Origin of the sequence: Methanocalculus chunghsingensis, assembly GCF_018132105.1 — an archaeon.
In the GTDB taxonomy this organism is placed as follows: domain Archaea; phylum Halobacteriota; class Methanomicrobia; order Methanomicrobiales; family Methanocorpusculaceae; genus Methanocalculus; species Methanocalculus chunghsingensis.
In genome coordinates this window covers 54,370-71,329 of the sequence record NZ_JWHL01000012.1, presented here as the reverse complement: position 1 = coordinate 71,329, position 16,960 = coordinate 54,370, and the positions used below count along the sequence as shown (strand labels likewise).

Annotated in this window: 18 protein-coding genes; 6 read left to right on the top strand and 12 right to left on the bottom strand. The window is 50.4% G+C overall.

Annotated elements, in window-relative coordinates; translation table 11 throughout:
- Together RJ53_RS08200 and RJ53_RS08195 are read right to left on the bottom strand one after the other, a co-directional pair.
- Nucleotides 1-1,379, bottom strand: a 1,379-nt coding sequence (locus RJ53_RS08200) for an adenine deaminase (RefSeq protein WP_211531138.1), incomplete at its 3' end; no start/stop codon positions are given.
- 2 nt (nt 1,380-1,381) lie between these two features.
- On the bottom strand, nt 1,382-1,741 hold the full coding sequence (locus tag RJ53_RS08195; protein WP_211531137.1) for a hypothetical protein: 360 nt from the start codon (nt 1,739-1,741) through the stop codon (nt 1,382-1,384).
- 156 nt (nt 1,742-1,897) lie between these two features.
- On the opposite strand from RJ53_RS08195, the gene RJ53_RS08190 reads away from it, so the two are divergent.
- Nucleotides 1,898-2,695: a CheR family methyltransferase gene (locus tag RJ53_RS08190; protein WP_211531136.1), complete on the top strand. Its 798-nt coding sequence runs from the start codon at nt 1,898-1,900 to the stop codon at nt 2,693-2,695.
- Nucleotides 2,696-2,701: 6 nt separating this feature from the next.
- On the opposite strand, the gene RJ53_RS08185 is transcribed toward RJ53_RS08190, so the two are convergent.
- Nucleotides 2,702-2,956: a hypothetical protein gene (locus RJ53_RS08185; protein ID WP_211531135.1), complete on the bottom strand. Its 255-nt coding sequence runs from the start codon at nt 2,954-2,956 to the stop codon at nt 2,702-2,704.
- 99 nt (nt 2,957-3,055) lie between these two features.
- Between RJ53_RS08185 and RJ53_RS08180 the strand changes: the two genes are divergently transcribed.
- Nucleotides 3,056-3,727 (top strand): hypothetical protein, encoded by a 672-nt coding sequence (locus tag RJ53_RS08180; protein WP_211531134.1) that lies wholly within the window; start codon nt 3,056-3,058, stop codon nt 3,725-3,727.
- 13 nt (nt 3,728-3,740) lie between these two features.
- Here the strand turns inward: RJ53_RS08180 and RJ53_RS08175 are convergent, their stop codons facing one another.
- The 9 genes from RJ53_RS08175 to RJ53_RS08135 all read right to left on the bottom strand — a co-directional run bounded on the left by RJ53_RS08175 (nt 3,741) and on the right by RJ53_RS08135 (nt 11,548).
- A complete protein-coding gene (locus RJ53_RS08175; RefSeq protein ID WP_211531133.1) occupies nt 3,741-3,920 on the bottom strand; it encodes a hypothetical protein in 180 nt (59 codons plus the stop codon).
- Between the two features lie 29 nt (nt 3,921-3,949).
- On the bottom strand, nt 3,950-4,201 hold the full coding sequence (locus RJ53_RS08170) for a DUF7123 family protein (RefSeq protein ID WP_211531132.1): 252 nt from the start codon (nt 4,199-4,201) through the stop codon (nt 3,950-3,952).
- Between the two features lie 77 nt (nt 4,202-4,278).
- Nucleotides 4,279-6,114, bottom strand: a complete 1,836-nt coding sequence (locus tag RJ53_RS08165) for a DHH family phosphoesterase (RefSeq protein WP_211531131.1) — start codon at nt 6,112-6,114, stop codon at nt 4,279-4,281.
- 26 nt (nt 6,115-6,140) lie between these two features.
- The gene (locus RJ53_RS08160; protein ID WP_343221861.1) at nt 6,141-7,352 is read right to left on the bottom strand and encodes a potassium channel family protein; all 1,212 of its coding nucleotides are present in this window, start codon (nt 7,350-7,352) and stop codon (nt 6,141-6,143) included.
- A gap of 9 nt (nt 7,353-7,361) precedes the next feature.
- Complete coding sequence (locus tag RJ53_RS08155; RefSeq protein WP_246496046.1) at nt 7,362-8,567, bottom strand: magnesium transporter; 1,206 nt, start codon at nt 8,565-8,567, stop codon at nt 7,362-7,364.
- A 21-nt stretch (nt 8,568-8,588) separates the two neighbouring features.
- Complete coding sequence (rnz, locus tag RJ53_RS08150) at nt 8,589-9,521, bottom strand: ribonuclease Z (protein ID WP_211531141.1); 933 nt, start codon at nt 9,519-9,521, stop codon at nt 8,589-8,591.
- On the bottom strand, nt 9,518-10,291 hold the full coding sequence (locus RJ53_RS08145) for a sugar phosphate isomerase/epimerase family protein (protein ID WP_211531130.1): 774 nt from the start codon (nt 10,289-10,291) through the stop codon (nt 9,518-9,520). The genes rnz and RJ53_RS08145 overlap by 4 nt, the downstream gene beginning before the upstream one ends.
- Entirely contained in the window at nt 10,288-10,836 is a 549-nt protein-coding gene (locus RJ53_RS08140; RefSeq protein ID WP_211531129.1) for an AAA family ATPase, read from the bottom strand. The genes RJ53_RS08145 and RJ53_RS08140 overlap by 4 nt, the downstream gene beginning before the upstream one ends.
- Entirely contained in the window at nt 10,790-11,548 is a 759-nt protein-coding gene (locus RJ53_RS08135; protein ID WP_211531128.1) for an anaerobic ribonucleoside-triphosphate reductase activating protein, read from the bottom strand. Before RJ53_RS08135 ends, RJ53_RS08140 begins: the two co-directional genes overlap by 47 nt.
- Before the next feature lie 146 nt (nt 11,549-11,694).
- On the opposite strand from RJ53_RS08135, the gene thiC reads away from it, so the two are divergent.
- From thiC to RJ53_RS08115, 4 genes are all read left to right on the top strand, one after another.
- Nucleotides 11,695-12,972 (top strand): phosphomethylpyrimidine synthase ThiC, encoded by a 1,278-nt coding sequence (gene thiC, locus RJ53_RS08130; RefSeq protein WP_211531127.1) that lies wholly within the window; start codon nt 11,695-11,697, stop codon nt 12,970-12,972.
- A gap of 156 nt (nt 12,973-13,128) precedes the next feature.
- A complete protein-coding gene (locus RJ53_RS08125; RefSeq protein WP_211531126.1) occupies nt 13,129-15,522 on the top strand; it encodes a CDC48 family AAA ATPase in 2,394 nt (797 codons plus the stop codon).
- A gap of 17 nt (nt 15,523-15,539) precedes the next feature.
- Complete coding sequence (locus RJ53_RS08120) at nt 15,540-15,965, top strand: Hsp20/alpha crystallin family protein (protein ID WP_211531125.1); 426 nt, start codon at nt 15,540-15,542, stop codon at nt 15,963-15,965.
- Between the two features lie 62 nt (nt 15,966-16,027).
- Nucleotides 16,028-16,945 carry a beta/alpha barrel domain-containing protein gene (locus RJ53_RS08115; protein ID WP_211531124.1) on the top strand — a complete coding sequence of 306 codons (918 nt, stop codon included), beginning with the start codon at nt 16,028-16,030 and terminating at the stop codon, nt 16,943-16,945.
- The last annotated feature ends 15 nt before the right edge of the window (nt 16,946-16,960 follow it).

Below are 16,960 nucleotides of genomic sequence, written 5' to 3'. Positions count from 1 at the left end.
TCTACACCGCCATTGCCACTGATCGCTGATATGATGTCAGCATCGTCTGCACCGACAGCAACGATGTTATGCGAGTCATGTGAAACACTGATGGCAAGGGCTCCTGATTTGAGTCCGAATCCGCGGACAAGCCCAAGGCCAAAGCCCTGTCTGAGATACCGATCACAGACGACGGCCTTGAGGATATCATTATGAGTGTCCGGCAGATTTTCACCGATGACATCATGAATCTCTTCACTGGTTGTAATCTGTCCGGGGATGATGGCGATGACGCGTGCAGGTCCTGTTCCATGTATTCTGAGATCCGGCATCTCAGGCAGGCTGCAGGAGAACTCTGTCTTTAGTGGAATTGGCGGTGTGTATGCGCCCCCTTTGATCTCTTCACCTTGTTTGAATACTCTTCTCACCGTAAAGACGGGTGAGGAATCCAGAACAACAAAATCTGCAATCCGGCCGGGTGAAAGAGCGCCCCGATCATGCAGTCCGAACCGCTCAGCTGCAGAGAGGGTCGCCATTCTGATTGCCACCTCCTCTTCAATCCCGCTATCCACGGCGATCCGGATACAGTCATCGATCGATCCGGCATCCATCAGCATATCGGCATGCCGGTCATCGGTTGCAAATGCACATCTGGGTGCGGTCCTGCAGTCTGCTATAGGGGCGAGATCACGGAGGTTTCGTGCAGCCGCTCCCTCTCTCATGAAGATATACATCCCTTTCCGGAGCTTCTCTTTCGCCTCCTCCGGGGTGATACATTCATGATCACTCTGGATCCCTGATCTGATGTACTGGTCCAGGGCAGCCCCGGATAGCATTGGTGCATGCCCGTCAACAATGGTTGAGAGTGCAATCTTTTTGAGAACTTCCGGGTCTCTGCAGAGGACCCCGGGCACATTCATCATCTCCCCAAGACCGATCACCCGCCTATCCGACCGAAGGGGTGAGAGATCGTCTGCGTTGAGCGCAGCACCTGCCGAGTCCAGAGGGGTGGCAGGAACACAGGAGGGGAGCATAAAGAAGATGTCAAGAGGTGTCCTCTCTGCATCATTCATCATCGCCTGAATTCCTTTGATACCTGCAACATTTGCGATCTCATGGGGGTCAGCAATCACCGTCGTTGTGCCATGGGAGAGGACGAGACGCCCGAACTCAGCCGGGGTGAGGAGTGAGCTCTCGATATGTACGTGGGCATCAATCAGGCCGGGAACAATTCTGGCACCCTTGAGGTCTATCTCTTTAGAACCCGAATAATCGGATCCATATCCCAGGACATATCCATCACGAATTGCCAGTATTTCCTGATCCCATTCGCTTGTGAAAGGATTGAAAATCCGGGCATTTTTTATGAGAAGATCTGCGTGTAATGGGTCTTCGCTCATCGTTAGTCCTCACTGTCAACCTTGAAGTTTATTATGTATCCATTCAGGCGTTTTTCATCCTGAAAGAGGATGAGATGTGCTTTATAGGAACCTTCCGGCAACGGTGTATCAATACTAATAGTATCCTCTCCAGGAATATAGTCCAGCGGTGTATAGATTGTCTCCTCTTTCTCCTGGTACAGGCCATCTATTCGATTAATGATGATCAGGACCATCAGATTATCGGGAATACCCGTATCACGTATCTGGAAGACAAAGGCCGAATCCTCATAGATCACCGATTCGATTCCCGTGGTCACACACCCTGCGGTGATGATACCTGAGATGATTGTTATCAGAACGAGAAGCGCCCAGTGTCTCATCGTCATGACTAGCAGAGCAATAAATATAAAGATTACTATTAATAAAGTCCGACCTTTTCCTCAGAAAAAATCTTATGGAGTGGTGGTATAAAAAGATGTTTGTGGCTGCACTCATCTATAAGAGCTTCTACAAGGAATATATAGATGATAGAAACCATGGATGATATAAAACAAATTAAAAATTTAATTGAAAAGACCATCGGTGTGCGGTGTTCCAATTATAAAGAAGAATATATCAAGAGACGGCTTCTCTCCCGTATGCGTTCGACCGGAACCGGAAACTATGATGAATATACGCGATATCTGAATAATAATCCTGATGAATGGGAACTACTCAGAAATGCATTAACAATCAATGTCACTGAATTTTTCAGAGATGCTGAAGTATTTGAGGTCATCAGAAAAGAGATTATACCAAAGATCATTAGTGACCATGGGCGAATCCGTATCTGGTGTGCTGGTTGCTCTTCAGGTGAGGAACCGTATTCGCTTGCAATGATCCTCTCAGAACTGACTACCCGGAAAGGGGGGGTTATAGGTACGATTTATGCAACCGATATCGATGAAAAGATCCTCCAAAAAGCAAAAGATGGCATATATGATCCAAAATCTATGGATAAACTTGGATCAACGGCTATTCGACGCCACTTTACTGAGCTTCCGGATGGCCGTTTTCAGGTGAAGCAGCATCTCAAGGATATGATTCATTTCCGTAAACATGACCTGATGAGCGGATTACCTGGTGCACGGTATGTGGATATGGTTACCTGCCGGAATGTCACGATCTACTTTACCGAACAGCAGAAGAACGATCTCGCACGTACCTTTCATACCGCATTAAATAGCGGAGGTTTTTACGTCATGGGGAAGACCGAATATCTTGGACGTGAGGTTGAAGGGCTCTTCTCCCAGTATAATACCCTCCAGAAGATTCTCATCAAAAATGATGTATAGAAAGGATCACCAGAGTTTTTTTTGATTAAGATTATATTCAGGATCATCCACCTGTGCAATATTTTTCAGTCTGTTATGTCTTTGTTTACGCCGGTTAATCTCGATAAAGATAGTAAAAAAGTTAACACCAATAAGAACGAGAACAAGAAAGAGACTTACCCAGAGAAGTACACCCTGTGACGTCAGAAAGAGGGCGAAGAGCAGGACGACAAAGGATATGAGATAGAAAATGACCCATGTCCTGAGTACCGGAATCTCCATGATTTTATTGCTTCTCCCATACAAAAGAACTTTTCGATGCTATGATCCTGCAGATGTATCGATCACAAGCAATTTTACCATCAAGATCTGAATAACCTTATGAAAAGAGATGATCTCCTCATCTTTGCCGCAGGGCTCATCGTCGTTCTGATCATCAGCATTCTGGCAAATCAGCCCGGTATCCAGATCCCAGGACTCTTTCATCTTACCGGGGATGAGGATGATAGTAAAGCCCTTCCACTGATCTATATGGAATTTGCACAACCTGAACCGAAGGCTCCGGTATATGAATTATTCACAATCCAGCTTGTTGAAAATCCATTCGACTATCCACGTATTTATCTTCCCAAGCAATCTGATCACAGAATGGTTGGATCGTATAAAAAATCTGATTTTGAACAGAGTTCGATACTTCCACTTTTTGGAGCTGCGCCATATGGCACTGCACGCTTTGCAGATGACAGGACATCCGAATGGATCACTATAGGGGTTCTGGAGCAGAAGCGAGGTGGATTATCTTCCATCTTCAGCATACCAACAGATGATGCATGGAGAATCCGTACTGAGGTTACGGCTGATCGTTACCCGGATCGTGCTATCTTCAGATATGCACTCTGCGATACTGAATCTGGCGCAATACTCGATGGTGGAGAGATTATGGGTCCCGGAGAGCGGATCAGCGTTGTCTTTACAACAGGGAAGGAGATGTACTTTATTATTGACCTGCAGAACGTTGACGTATACCGGATATATCTCGATATTCAAAAATAATCAGGAGCAGGTGTTATATCCGCTCAATAGTAATTTTTATTCTGTCCCCGGCCTGTAGTCCATGCCCTTTCTCAACATCGATATTAAACCAGAGGGATTCGGGGGGATCCTGTGACATAAGGCAGTCTTTCTTCTCATCAATATTAGCAACAAACTCGATAGTACCGAGGATCTCAGCAATTGTATCTGACATATGATAAAATGGGGGGTGATAGAATAAAATTATATGGCTCGCGGCGTTACCATCCAGGTTGTGCTGTTTGAATAGCTCCAGCGCTTTATCTCCAGGTCATCACAGATTTCGGAGAGGATAGCAAGGTTGGTTCCTACTTCTTTTGAAGAGAGGCCAAGATCATGTGCGATATATTTGGATTTAAAAAAATGCCGCCCTTTCTGGACCCCGCCACGCAGATATTTCAGAATCCTGTCCTGCGTATCATTATACCTGTCACGGATGCTTTCTGGTACAGTCATCTGATTGCCTCTTGTGTTACATTTTCATCATATTAATATAAAAAGTTTGCGTTAGTTTCGATCGCGCCGGGATCAGCTCAGGCGATCGGGGCTTCGGATATCTTTGCGATCAGTTTTTCAATGACAATATCCCGCATCCCTTCTACGAACTTTATGCTTCCGACAACGAGGTGTCCACCACCATTCACGCCACCTCCGGCAATCTCGTCCCGAAGCTCACGAACCATCCTTGGAATATTCATCATTACGCCACGTGAACGGAGGACGACGAAGTCTGGCCCGAGACCAAGGGTGACGACCGGTTCCCCTTCATGCTCTTTACAGAGGATGTCATGTATCTCTCCGGATGTCTTTCCGGGTGGGGGGAAGGTGAACCGGTGGGCATACATCTCTACATCAGCAATAAAGAGATTGGCTCCTGATGAGAGGCTTCGGGACTCAACATGGGGCATCAGGGTTTTTACCTGCTCAGCAATTGCCGCATTTGCCTCCTCGACAAGGAGAGAAACAAGTCTTTTATGGAGTTCAGTATTATTGTTCAGATTCAGAATATCCTTGACGATCTCACGCCCGTCATTAAACCTGAGCCAGAACTGCTCATAATCAAGGGCAAGCGCTATCTTTTTGCATTCTTCAGTTGAATAGCTACCTTCTACCAGTGCAAGATACTGTGGCAGTTCGAGAGAATCACTTCTGTCTCCAACGCCGGCAATGGCTGGAAGATGGAGAATGCGTTCTTCAATATCCGGATTGATCATTCTGGCCAGTTCAGTGCCGATCATTCCGGCCGTGATTCCAAAGTCTCCTTCGACATGGTACGGATTGACATGAGCTTTGAGGAACTGATCGACGATCTCATCAGGATGGTGATGGTCCGCAACGACGATGTCAAGGCCATATACCTGAGCAATTTTATATGCCGGCATATCCTCTTCGGTTGATCCATTGTCCATCAGGAAGATAAGAGGGAGTTTCTGCCCAAAGCGGACAGCATCTTTCAGCATAAAATCAAGATCCCTGGTAATATCCTCAATCTCATAGAATGGTGCCTTTGAGGGGGAGCGCTTGAAGAGGTGGAATTCGGCATCAGAGTCATTCCCATGTTCACGGAGGAGGGAGACGACCGCTGTCTCAATTGCTGCTGCTGCACAGATGCCGTCTGCATCTGCATGGTGACGAAGAATAATGGGCTGTTGGGTGAATACTGCCCGTCTGATGATCTTTGCGAGCTTGCGCATCTCAGGCCTGAGCCTGGTGAGCACCTCGCTCTCAACGAGGAACGGATTGTCAGCAGCTTCAGAACGGATACTGAGAGATTCTTCGATTCGTTCCTTCACCTCTTCTGCAGCCTCCCCTTTCAGGACCTCAAGACTTGAGACCTCAATCTGAAGCTGGTTATTCCTCTTCATCACCTCTCCGGAGACCCGGACGATATCCCCGGTATTTGCTTCAGGGTATGCGCGTACACCAGCTTCGACGAAGGCAGCCGCGCTCTCACTCCCTGTCTCATCGATGATGGTAAAGATGGTGGGACCACTCGTCTGTTTTACCTGGCCCAGCTCACCTTCGATGGTGACACGCCTGCCAACCCGCCCCTTGAGATCGGTCAGCTGTGTCGTCTTAACCTGTCTGCTCACAAGTTCTGTTGTGTACTCATCAAGGATTACCTCACGGAGATCTATATTTCCGTTTGGGCGAACCTGTACAACAATTACAAGGATATCTGCCCGCTCATGGTGTTGTGTCAGGGCATTACTCTTGTGTATCAACCCTTTGATCGAGTTATTTAACTGGACAAAGGTTCCAAAATTTGCAAATCCCTGAACTTTTCCAAGGTAGATGTTCCCTTCCTGTACATCCTCAACCTCACATCCAGGGCCGAGTTTATAAACTATTTCACTTGTATATGCCATATTATTACCTAGGTGTTTTTTTCATCTTACTGCTCTGCCTTGGAGAGGCTAAACAAGCGGCACTCACCATCACGGCGGCCTTTGGCGATGATGGTATCGCCCTCATATAGCCGTGCATTCTTTTTTGGCCGATAAATCCATTGTTCCCCGCGTTTAATCGCAAGGACAATCATGCCTGTTACTGCGCCAAGGGAAGCTTCCTTCAGGGTTTTCCCGTCAAGGAATGATCCGGCCTGAACATCAATCCGTGAGATGATTTCATCTGATTCCCGAATAATCTTCTTAAAGATCGGAGGGATCTCAATATCACGTCTGATGACATCAACAATAGATGAAGCTGCACTACAGATGGCATCAGCAAAAGCTGCCATATGCAGAAGGCCGCGGAGACTCTCGATCGGCTCAATCTTTTTCGCTTCCTCAAGAACCCAGAGTTCAAGGGAGAGACGCATCGAATCCATACGCTCATTGAGCCAGAATACCTCTTCTGCAATATCCTTGCTATCGAAGAGGAGGGCGGTGTATGCAAGCCCGACTGCAAGCTCACTGACATTCTTCATCTCGACAATCAGGAGTACGGCACGATCAAGGTTGTCAACCGGCTGGCCAATACCTGGATCAATCTGCGGAAGCGCTCTTCCTGCCAGTCGCCAGAGAGGATCGATTCCATCCTCAGGCCCTTTGGCAATCAGGACATCCCCCTTTTCAAGACGCGTATCCTTGTCAGGATCATAGATCCAGAAACGCCCGCGGCGAATTGCAATAATCCTCATTCCGGTAGTACTCTGTAGCCGTACTTCTCCGAGAAGGGCGTTTACAAGTTCGCTGCTCTCAGAGATCTCAATCCTGACGGTGACCTCTTCTGCTTCAGGGAGGGCACGGCGCATCCTGATTGGGATCTGTATATCCTTCAATATGACGTTTGCAATGTCAGAGGCGGCATTTGATATCCGCTCTGCGCCTTCTGCAATCTGAAGGAGACCACTCATCGACTCGGCCTCCTCCAGCCTCCTTGCTCCAAGAATACTCGTGATTCTGGCCTGATAGAGGAGCCGGTTCATCGACTCCTCCAGGTTGACAACTTCACGGGCTATCTCTTTACTCTCAAAGAGAATAGCCGAATATGCCAGATCGACCATCAACTCAGAGACATCCTTCATCTCGATGAGGACATCCTTAAAGTTGACAGGCTGACGATCAAGGTCGAACATATCTTCATTATCTACTGTATCTGGCACTACTTATCACTATAGCACCAGGTGAATCATCATGATCAGCACAGTCGCCCCGATGAGGTCGATACTGCTTGTTACAACAGGGATGCCGAAGTTATCCGGATCGTACCCAAGGGCAAAGGAGATGCTGGCTGTCATATAAGCGAGGAGGTTCATCCCGGTGACGACAATGAGGCCTGATCCGGTTGCAATAACAACCATGAGCAACAGTCCGGGAGAGTCCAGTCCGATCAGCACGGCAGAATAATGAGCGATAGTACCCATCAGTGGGAGGATTGTTAATGTATAGACGTAATTTGTTCCAAATCCTGAGAAAACCTCCCGGCCGGGTATCAGTTGTGGCTCAATCGAACCCATATGCATTCCGGTTGCGAGACGGGAACAGATGATCCCCCCGATCGCTCCACACCCGTTCATAAAAGGGGGGATCAGTATGAGAAGAGCCGCGGTTGCAACAAGATCCTCCAGACCCTCTGTATATACAACTCCGGCGATGGTGCCGAGAATACAGAGGGGTGCCAGGAGTGGGAGCCCTTCCCTGATGATTGACTGTACCGTATCAGTTCCTTTCAATGTCCCAAGAATACTGAGGATGAGGAGGAGAATGACGATCCCCAGCAGGAGATACCTGACAGACTGAGGGAGGCCGACGACGAGGACGGCGGTAATAACAAGGAGAGGGAGGGTGATGACATCACCGGCAGTTGTGACGGTTGGTGCTCCGATCATATCAAGATCGATTGAGTACCTGTAGGTTGCAAGTGAAACGATAAGCGTTATGAGGGTGACGATCACCCCTGCGATACAGCCGGATATGACGGAGATGAGGATCATATCCATAACAGGAATGATATCAAGGCCGGCAGCAATACCGATGATGTAGCCGAGCATACCGACGATTGCGGCGATTATGACGGTGAGGATAAAGGTTGCCCTGAGATTATCTCCAAGGACAGAGCCTTCTTTGTAATCAATGTCGAAAGCACCGATATGCATCGCAGATGACAGTCTGGATGCAAGAATCCCGGCGATCGCCCCCCGCATGTTGATAGACGAGGGGACGAGGATCATCAGTCCGGGGATCAGAATAAGTATTTCATTAACAGAACCAAGATAGATTCCTGCTATCGAGGCGAAGACGGTCGTCAGGAGAAGAGCGACAAGACCCGCCAGGAAGTCCTGATGTCGGCGAAGGAGGGCGGCTATCATTTGGTTCATCAATAATGTCCTCCATCTTCATCAGTCCCTGAATGGTATCTCGATCATTGAACAATCCTGTGGAAACAGGACTTCTCCTGTATACTGTCGTTCTGCATCCTGTATATGGCTAACCGTTGATGTGTAGCGTGAACTGATATGCACGAGTGCCAGACGGGCTGCTCCGATCTCTGCTGCAGCTCTGCCCGCTCCCCCGGCGGTCGAGTGGTAGACCTCGCCTGCACGTTTCTCCTCCGCATCATCAAAGGTTGCATCATGGATGAGAAGATCGGCATCCCGTGCGGCATTCGGCCAGCGTATGAGAGGGCGCGTATCACTGGTATAGACAACTATCCTGCCGGGCCGTGAAGTCCCCATCACCTGATCCGGCCGGATGATGGTTGCTACATCATCGACACTGACAGTCACCTCTTCACCACGCTGGAGTCTCCCGAAGAGCGGGCCTGGGGGAATCCCTAGTGCAATCGCCTCTTCCCGATCAAACCGTCCCGGGCGATCATCTTCCCTGAGGATGAAACCGTAGCTTTCACAGCCATGCCGGGTTCCAAATGCGATCACCCGATAGCCATCGAACTGGATTTCATCACCATCAGATAGCTCCATTGCTTCGATTGGAAAAGAGATGTTCTGGTTCATCTGCCTGATGATCGAGAGGAACTCAAAGATGCGGCGCGGCCCATAGAGTCTGAGTGGCTCTGTCCGGCCATTGAATCCCATCGTCTCGATCAGCCCGAATAGTCCGAGATAGTGATCGGCATGCCAATGGGAGATGAAGATTGCATCAACGGTGAACCCCGTCCTGGCACGCATCATCTGCTGCTGAGCACCCTCGCCGCAGTCGAAGAGAATCGTATCTGATCCCCTCCGGATCATAATGCAGGATGGGTTCCTCTGTGGCGTTGGAAGAGCTCCCGCAGTTCCGAGGAAATGGATATGAAGTGTCTCTCCCGCTATAGTGTCCACCCCCTGATGACGGCGAGACTCTCTCTTGCCTCATCGAGATCTCTTCCTTCAATCACTATGATTCCCCTGTATGAATCACGTACGGCAGCTGATACCTTCTCCCAGTTGATGGTGCCACGCTTCAGGGCGAGGTGTTCATCCGAACTGCCATGATTATCATGGAGATGAAGGTGATCTGCATCCCCAAGGTATTTGAGAAACTCCTGTACGGTTCCGGTTGTATTGGCATGGCCGATATCAAATGTCATTCCGATTCCGGTGATTCCTTCCACCATCCCGAAGAGTTCCAGAGGATCCCTGCAGAGAAACTCTTTAATGGAAATCATATTCTCAAGGCAGGCGAGAAGTCCATGCTCTTCTGCAACTGCACCGATTTCCAGAAGCGCATCTTTCTGCAGTCCCCAGGCACGACCAGGATCAAGTTTTGCTATAGGGGAGAGGTATCCGGGATGGATCGTAACCCGGTTGGTGATATCTGCAGCATTTTCAATACAGAGGCAGGTCTGGCGTATGGACTCACGCCATATCGGATAATTGAAAGATGCAAGGTTCAGATCACCATAGGGGGCGTGAACGGTTATTCCAAGACCCGTACTTTCAATGATATCGATAATTTTTCTTCTTTTTTCGGGATCCTCAAGGCGGTACTGGCCATCTGCTGAGATCTCCCACCCGTCATATCCGGCTTCCTCGATTCCAAAGACCCATTCCGGGTCATCCCATACCTTGGAGGATGATGAAAAGTAGATGCCATTCTTCATGATTGACTCCGTAGCTCCTGCAACATTCTCTTCACTTCTTCGCGGAATGATTGCAGGCTGCCAGTATTTGACACCCGTCTATCTGCACCATCCATCGCCTCGCCAAGACCGAAACTGCATTCACGCTCATCCCGGGATCTGAGATCCGCTTCACTGAGGGTATCATCTGAGCGGCCACGTTCCTGGAGGCGGGAGAGCCTGAGAGGGAACGGGCAGTCTATCGCAATAAGTATAAAATCATCAAATATTTCTCTAAAATGGTGTACTTCAGCTACCCCCCGTATCCCGTCGATGAGGACAATAGGAGCATCTTTCTCTTTGACGGCAGGGGCCGTCAGTTCTGCCAGAGCTGCCATTCCCTTTTCTTCCCTGAGCCGACGGGCAATCGCTCCAAGGTGCTGATCGGTCGCTTCAAGCCCTCCATCTTTTGCATACGCCCTGATGATATCGCCCATGACAACAACCGGTATGCCAAGCTCCCCGGCTATAGAGGAACATTCACCTTTGCCGCTCGCCGGAAGACCGACCAATCCTATTACCTTCATATCGTGTCTCTCCTTCTTCCCGCGTTCTGATGATGACAGGACGCCCGATTCCATCTGCGATCTCCCTGAGTTCATCCGATGAGAGGGGGCGCACCCTTCCGAATATTCCCTGCTGGAGGACGAGATCCACCCCTTCGGCTTCTGCTGAGATGTACCTGACTTCATCCTCATATCCCCGGAAGAGGGTGATGACAACCTGGAACTCGGGGAGTTTTCCCTGCATATATGCTGTTTTGCAGACCTTGAGTGTTTCTTTTACCGCAAGGGCATACTTCTCACGCAGGAGATTATCATATCTGTTCCATCGTGCCTTAATATCAAGCGCTATCCGATCGACTGCTCTCTCTGCTATCAGATCCGAAATAACTGCAGGATAGACGCCATTCGTATGAAGTCCAACAAGGAATCCTTCCCCTTTTGCTCGACGGGCAAGTTCAACAAGTGCCTCGCCCTGCTGTGTCGGTTCACCGCCTGAGAAGACAACGCCTGAAACAGCTATTCTGGTAGATCGGATCAGGTCGATGATCTCATCAACTGAGCGGTAATCTTCGCCATTCTGGAGGTCCCTGTTATGGCAGTAGTCGCACCTGACCGGACACCCTCTGAGGAAGACGGTGCATACTGCCCGTCCTGGCCAGTCCACAGTGCTGATAGGAATAAAGCCACCAAAATTAATGCGCAAAAAATCACCGGCAGGATACCTGTTTGGCATGAATTCGCTTTAAGGTATCTTCATCTGCACCTTGACAATTTTTTATGATGTAGTGAAAGCAATATTTATTGTCCGCAAAGAAAGTAATATTGCCTTTATTTTGTAAAATAAAAGGCTTTATCTGCTAATTTCACCTTTTCATAACTATGACGTTACTTGAGGATGCACGCCGTGGCATCATCACAGACGAGATGAAGGTTGTCGCACAAGCTGAAGGTGTGACTGAGGATTTTGTCAGAAGAGGTGTCGCCGGGGGACATATCGTCATCCCGATCAGCCCGTACAGGGATGTAAAGCTTTGCGGTATCGGTGAGGGGCTCCGGACAAAAGTGAATGCCTCGATCGGGACATCTTCTGATATCGTTGATATTGATGAGGAGATTGAGAAGGCGCGACAGGCTGAGCTTGCAGGCGCCGATACTCTTATGGAGCTCTCGACCGGCGGCGATTTCCTTGAGATTCGCAGGCGGGTTATTGAGAATACCACACTATCCGTAGGATCTGTTCCACTCTACCAGGCATTCATCGAGGCCGCACGGAAGAAGGGTGCGGTCATCCATATGGATGAGGATGATCTCTTCAAGGCGACAGAAGACCAGGCAAAACTTGGAACGAACTTCATGGCAATTCATACCGGTATCAACTGGGAAACGATGAAACGCCTGAAGAATCAGGGTCGTCACGGTGGACTCGTTTCACGGGGCGGTGCGTTTATGACCGCCTGGATGCTTCACAATGAGATGGAGAACCCGTTATACCGCCGCTATGACTATCTCCTTGAGATTATGAAGGAGCATGAGGTCACACTTTCATTTGGAAACGGCATGCGGGCCGGTGCGGTCCATGATGCAACCGACCGGGCGCAGATCCAGGAACTGCTCATCAACGCCGAGCTTGCGGATCAGGCAAACGCCTTCGGTGTCCAGACGATCGTCGAGGGGCCCGGCCACATCCCGATCGATGAGATAGCAACCAACGTCCAGCTCCAGAAGCGGGTGACGAACAATAAGCCATTCTATATGCTCGGCCCGCTTGTCACCGATATCGCACCCGGGTATGATGATCGTGTTGCAGCCATCGGAGCAGCAATCTCATCATCTGCAGGTGCTGACTTCATCTGCTACGTGACTCCGGCAGAGCACCTCGCCCTTCCAACTCCGGAAGAGGTGTATGAAGGTGTCATATCATCACGCATTGCCGCACATGCTGGTGATATGGTGAAACTGAAGAAGACCCGGGCGCTGGATCTCGAGATGGGGCATGCACGCCGTGATCTCGACTGGGAGCGACAGTTTGCAGTCGCAATGAATCCTGAGCGTGCACGTCATATCCGGGACAGCCGTTCGCCTGCGGATACTGATGCATGCACGATGTGCGGTGACTTCTGCGCTCTGAAGATTGTTGGTAAACACTTTAACTTCTGATTTTTTCAGGCTACCTGGCCTGATCCATCGCAACCTTTTTCTCTTTTAGGATTCTCTGGAATCTTTACTCTATGTATTATTGGTAGGGATGGAGCGTTTGTAGAAATATTTATATGCTGAATAAGACTAACGTATGGTAAATCATAGGTGTTCATTATGACTGGTACTAAAGATCACATGGATCTGATCGTAAAGGAGGCGGCTCACGGCGATGCCGGACGGGGTATTGCCCGCCTTTCCATCGATGTTATGAAACAGCTTGGCCTGGTCTCAGGCGATGTCATCGAGATCTCAGGCCGGAAGAAGGCCGCGGCGATCGTCTGGCCGGGTTTTCCTGAAGACACGGGCCGTGCTGTCATCAGGATCGACGGGAACGTCAGGAGCAACGCCGGAGCCGGGATAGACGACAAGGTCAGGATCAAAAAGCTTGAGGCAGGGTACGCAACGAAGATCACCATTCAGCCGACCCAGCCGATCCGGCTCGTCGGTGGAGAGCAGTATCTCAAGAGGATGTTGCATGGCCGTTCAGTCTCGGCAGGTCAGACCGTCCGTGTCAATGTCCTTGGTAATCCGCTCACCTTCGTCATCGCAAAGGTGAGCCCGAAGGGCATTGCCATCGTCACCGAAGATACCGAGGTAGAGCTGAAAGAGACCCCTTATGAAGGGGAGAAAGGGAAAGAAGGTATCTCGGATATTCATTATGAGGATATCGGGGGCCTTGGCAGAGAACTGCAGATGGTCAGGGAGATGATCGAGCTTCCACTCCGCCAGCCCGAGCTCTTCGAAAGACTTGGGATCGAGCCGCCGAAGGGTGTTCTCCTCTACGGCCCTCCGGGAACCGGCAAGACCCTCATTGCACGGGCTGTTGCAAGTGAAGTGGATGCTCACTTCATTACACTCTCCGGTCCCGAGATCATGAGCAAGTACTATGGAGAGTCAGAAGGAAAGCTCCGTGAGGTCTTCGAAGAGGCGCAGGAGAATGCCCCGACGATCATCTTCATCGATGAGATCGATTCGATCGCACCGAAGCGCGAGGATACAAAGGGTGAGGTCGAACGGCGGGTTGTCGCCCAGCTTCTTTCTTTGATGGACGGTCTGAAGAGCCGCGGCCAGGTGATCGTCATCGCCGCAACGAACATCCCTGATGCAATCGATCCCGCACTCCGGCGTGGAGGCCGTTTCGACCGTGAGATCGAGATCGGCATCCCGGATAAGAAGGGGCGGCTTGATGTGCTCCAGATTCACAGCCGGGGCGTACCCCTTGCGGATGATGTTGATCTCTCACAGTTCGCTGATATCACGCATGGCTTTGTCGGGGCAGATCTTGCCCTTCTGGTGAAAGAAGCGGCGATGCATGCCCTGAGGAAGATCATCCCGAAGATCAATATTGATGAGGATGTTCCAAGCGAGTTCCTCGATGAGCTGAAGGTCACCCGTGAGGACTTTGACGAAGCTCTGAAGCATGTTGAGCCGAGTGCGATGCGGGAGGTACTTGTTGAGGTGCCGGACGTCCACTGGGCGGATGTGGGCGGCTTAAACGATGTGAAGGATGAGCTGCGTGAGGCTGTCGAGTGGCCGCTCAAGTTTCCTGAGGTATTCCTGCGGCTTAATACACAGCCCCCAAAAGGGATTCTCCTCTTCGGGCCACCAGGAACAGGAAAGACCCTCCTTGCAAAGGCGGTCGCAAACGAGAGTGAATGCAACTTCATCTCTGTCAAAGGCCCGGAACTCCTCTCAAAATGGGTGGGAGAATCCGAGAAAGGTGTGCGGGAGATCTTCAGAAAGGCCCGCCAGGCATCCCCTTCGATCATCTTCTTTGACGAGGTTGATGCGCTGGTCCCCCGCCGTGGCACCTATGCGGGTTCATCCCATGTTACCGAGAGCGTCGTTTCCCAGATCCTCACTGAACTCGACGGACTTGAGGAGCTGAAGAATGTGGTTGTGATTGGGGCGACCAACCGGCCAGATATGATGGATCCCGCCCTGATGCGGCCGGGAAGGCTTGAACGGCATATCTTCGTTCCACCACCCGATGCCGAAGGGCGCAGACAGATCTTTGAGGTATATCTCAAGGATGAGGCAGGTATCCTTGCAAAGGATATAGATATTGACGGCCTCGTTGCAGAGACGAAAGGCTATGTCGGGGCCGATATCGAGGCACTCGTTCGTGAGGCAAAGCTCCACGCCATCCGTGACTTCATCGCGAGGATGGGTGGGAAGAACGAGCAGGAGATGCAGGATGCCATGGCCAACATCCGTGTGACCAAAGAGCATATCCAGCTTGCCAGACAGAAGGTGAAGCCATCACTTGACCGGGATGCCATTGAGGCGGCGGAACGGCAATCCTGGGAGTTCCTCTATAATGAAGATCAGCGGCATGTGCTTGAGAAAGCACTGAATGTTGCCAAGCGTGTCGAGCTTGCAGAAAAGAATGAGAAGATAACCTCGGATGCTCGTGAGCTTCGCGAGCATGTCACCTCTGGCAGGAAACAGTTTGAAGAGATTGGAAGGCGAACAAAGGAGTTAGAGAAATCACTGAGTGAAGGATAACCAGGTGTGAATAAGAGATGAGTGAGAAACCCTCTGATGCGTACAAAGAACTGGTTGATGCAGTCCGGAAGATTATGGCCGAATCAATGGCGATTGAGGGCCCGTTCCCACGGGTCCTTGGCTTCCGGGTAGTGATCAACGGAACACCCATGAACATTCATGAAGATCCGTTAGAAGAGCAGAATCATCCGGTTGAGGTCTATGAGATCAATGATGATCTGATGATCGTCACGGATGTCTCCGGATATGATCCCGATGAGATTCGGATCTTCTTTGAGGGTGGACGGCTGCATATCGTCTCGCATGAACGGCAGACACCGATAGCAATCGTCGATCTTCCGCAGGTGGATACCGGGAATGTCACGATGAGCTGTATCCATGGTGTCCTTGAGATCACCTGCAGGAAGAGTACAGATACGGGCCATAAGGTCATCCATATCTGATAACTTTTTTTTGCATCTCCGCATCGTAAGCATTAATCAGCCAGCGGATGATATGCTTGAGTATGAGCTCAGAAGATCTCTTCTCAATTCCACTTGACGTTCCGTATGCGGCATGTGATACGTTTATAGCAAATTATCAGCGGATCACCCGGGGTACCGGCCGGCTGATGCTCTTTGCCGGAGACCAGAAGGTCGAGCATCTTAATGATGACTTTTATGGTGAAAATATTCACCCTGATGACTCCGACCCGATTCATCTCTTCAGAGTTGCTGCCGAAGGGAAGGTGGGTGTCTTTGCGACCCAGTTCGGGCTGATCGCACGGTATGGGATGGACTTTGCCGACGTCCCCTATCTTGTGAAACTCAATTCCAAGACGCACCTTGTCAAGACCGGACAGCGGGACCCGGTCAGCCCCCTTCTCGTCTCTGTTCAGGATGTTGTTGATCTCCGTGACCGGACCGGCCTTGCAATAACCTCTGTCGGGTACACCATCTATATCGGATCAGAGTTTGAAGCCGAGATGCTCCGTGAGGCACAGCAGGTGATCCTTGATGCGCACCGGAACGGGCTCCTCGTCGTCCTCTGGATCTATCCCCGTGGGGCGGCAGTCAAAGATGAGAAAGATCCCCATCTCATCGCCGGTGCCGCCGGTGTTGCCGCCGCCCTAGGCGCAGATTATGTAAAGGTAAACGCTCCAAAGAAGGAAGGGGCAACCCCGGCAGAGCTCCTGAAGGAGGCGGTTCTGGCCGCCGGAAGAACAAAGGTCGTCTGTGCAGGCGGTTCTTCAACAGATGAGAGGAAGTTCCTCTCCGAACTCTATGATCAGATCCACACTGGTGGTGCCGGAGGGAATGCAACAGGCCGGAACATCCACCAGAAGGGGCATGATGCCGCTGTCCGGTTCTGCAACGCCATCTTTGCGATCACGGTCGAGGGTGCCGACGTCGAGACGGCATGGAAGATTTATACAGGCGAATAAAGAGGGTTTGGCCCT

What these genes read in the sequence shown, in the direction of transcription:
- RJ53_RS08195 (WP_211531137.1), bottom strand. Translation starts at nt 1,741, where the DNA reads ATGAGACACTGGGCGCTTCTCGTTCTGATAACAATCATCTCAGGTATC.
- RJ53_RS08190 (WP_211531136.1), top strand. Translation starts at nt 1,898, where the DNA reads ATGGATGATATAAAACAAATTAAAAATTTAATTGAAAAGACCATCGGT.
- RJ53_RS08185 (WP_211531135.1), bottom strand. Translation starts at nt 2,956, where the DNA reads ATGGAGATTCCGGTACTCAGGACATGGGTCATTTTCTATCTCATATCC.
- RJ53_RS08180 (WP_211531134.1), top strand. Translation starts at nt 3,056, where the DNA reads ATGAAAAGAGATGATCTCCTCATCTTTGCCGCAGGGCTCATCGTCGTT.
- RJ53_RS08175 (WP_211531133.1), bottom strand. Translation starts at nt 3,920, where the DNA reads ATGTCAGATACAATTGCTGAGATCCTCGGTACTATCGAGTTTGTTGCT.
- RJ53_RS08170 (WP_211531132.1), bottom strand. Translation starts at nt 4,201, where the DNA reads ATGACTGTACCAGAAAGCATCCGTGACAGGTATAATGATACGCAGGAC.
- RJ53_RS08165 (WP_211531131.1), bottom strand. Translation starts at nt 6,114, where the DNA reads ATGGCATATACAAGTGAAATAGTTTATAAACTCGGCCCTGGATGTGAG.
- RJ53_RS08155 (WP_246496046.1), bottom strand. Translation starts at nt 8,567, where the DNA reads ATGAACCAAATGATAGCCGCCCTCCTTCGCCGACATCAGGACTTCCTG.
- RJ53_RS08145 (WP_211531130.1), bottom strand. Translation starts at nt 10,291, where the DNA reads ATGAAGAATGGCATCTACTTTTCATCATCCTCCAAGGTATGGGATGAC.
- RJ53_RS08140 (WP_211531129.1), bottom strand. Translation starts at nt 10,836, where the DNA reads ATGAAGGTAATAGGATTGGTCGGTCTTCCGGCGAGCGGCAAAGGTGAA.
- RJ53_RS08135 (WP_211531128.1), bottom strand. Translation starts at nt 11,548, where the DNA reads ATGCCAAACAGGTATCCTGCCGGTGATTTTTTGCGCATTAATTTTGGT.
- thiC (WP_211531127.1), top strand. Translation starts at nt 11,695, where the DNA reads ATGACGTTACTTGAGGATGCACGCCGTGGCATCATCACAGACGAGATG.
- RJ53_RS08125 (WP_211531126.1), top strand. Translation starts at nt 13,129, where the DNA reads ATGACTGGTACTAAAGATCACATGGATCTGATCGTAAAGGAGGCGGCT.
- RJ53_RS08120 (WP_211531125.1), top strand. Translation starts at nt 15,540, where the DNA reads ATGAGTGAGAAACCCTCTGATGCGTACAAAGAACTGGTTGATGCAGTC.
- RJ53_RS08115 (WP_211531124.1), top strand. Translation starts at nt 16,028, where the DNA reads ATGAGCTCAGAAGATCTCTTCTCAATTCCACTTGACGTTCCGTATGCG.